The organism is Neobacillus drentensis (genome assembly GCF_036966985.1).
In the GTDB taxonomy this organism is placed as follows: domain Bacteria; phylum Bacillota; class Bacilli; order Bacillales; family Cytobacillaceae; genus Neobacillus; species Neobacillus drentensis_E.
This window is the reverse complement of sequence record NZ_JBALSN010000625.1, coordinates 1-1,170: the sequence shown is the minus strand read 5'-3', so window position 1 is coordinate 1,170 and position 1,170 is coordinate 1. Positions and strand designations below refer to the sequence as shown.

Here is a 1,170-nt window from a genome sequence, read left to right as displayed (position 1 = left end):
CTCCCGCAGGAGTCTACGCACCTTCCACTCCAATCAACAGGGGGATTATCAACCTAATGAATAGCAACTCACTTTTTCAAGCTCTTTTTAGAAGGTATGTGCCAAATCTTTTGCTCTTGCAATTGCATTTTCTTTAATTTCTTGCGCTTTGTCAGGCATGGCATTATGACCTTCTACAAACAGCCCCTCAAGGGAAGGAACACCAAAGAAACTCATCATCACACTAATATACCGGTGTCCCATTTCCATCTCTGCTGCAGGCCCCTCTGAGTAAAATCCACCTCGGGCTTGTATATGCAGGGCTTTTTTATCCGTCAACAAACCTATTGGTCCCTTTTCTGTATATTTAAAAGTTTTACCTGCTACTGCTACTGAATCAAGATAAGCCTTCATAATAGGTGGAAACGAGAAATTCCATAGAGGCGTGACAAACACATATTTATCGGCACTCACAAACTGCTCACTTAACTCGTTAAGACGGCTGACTTTTTGCTTTTCCTCTCCTGTTAGTTCATCAAAACCTTGACCGGATCGGAGCTTCCCCCATCCGCTAAAAACATCAGCATCAATATGAGGTATATTTTCTTTATACAGATCTAGATGAATAACCTCATCACCGGAATTAACTTGTTTATAGCTATCAATAAAAGCCTTACCTACCGCCATACTATAGGACTGTGTTTCATTATGAGGATGTGCCGTTATATACAATACACGTACCATTCATGCTCCACCTTTCATTTAAATAAAGACAATATTATTATCAGTTAAAAGACGAAAAAATAATCAAAAAGGATTTGCCCGAAGACAAATCCTTTTTATTCCATCATTTATTCATTTGTATCAAGGGAGTAAGGGTTACGACCAACATTACTTCTCATTTCATCAGTCATCTGGAATGGTTCATTAACCAATGTCTCATTTATTGCCTGACCTAGTTGTGAACTTCCATCATAATGTACAGGTTTTTGTTCCATATTTCCTATCACCTCCACCATTACCACTATATTATGTACAATTATCACCTAATATCTTTCCTATTTTTGTCTATTAATCATTCATAAGAATTATTTAAAAATAGGTATTAGGTATCACTTATTATACTCAAAAATCGATAATAAAAAAGATAAATAATATGAAAAATCAAAAAAATATAATCACAAAAAGACC

General features: G+C 36.2%; 2 protein-coding genes. Both read right to left on the bottom strand.

Annotated features, from left to right (window positions below; translation table 11 throughout):
• Positions 1–87: 87 nt before the first annotated feature.
• Positions 88–723, bottom strand: a complete 636-nt coding sequence (locus tag V7659_RS29300) for an FMN-dependent NADH-azoreductase (protein ID WP_335543563.1) — start codon at positions 721–723, stop codon at positions 88–90.
• A 107-nt stretch (positions 724–830) separates the two neighbouring features.
• Positions 831–1,025 carry a hypothetical protein gene (locus V7659_RS29295; protein WP_335543562.1) on the bottom strand — a complete coding sequence of 65 codons (195 nt, stop codon included), beginning with the start codon at positions 1,023–1,025 and terminating at the stop codon, positions 831–833.
• Positions 1,026–1,170: the final 145 nt, after the last annotated feature.

Coding starts and splice junctions, on each gene's coding strand:
- V7659_RS29300 (WP_335543563.1), bottom strand. CDS start 723: ATGGTACGTGTATTGTATATAACGGCACATCCTCATAATGAAACACAG.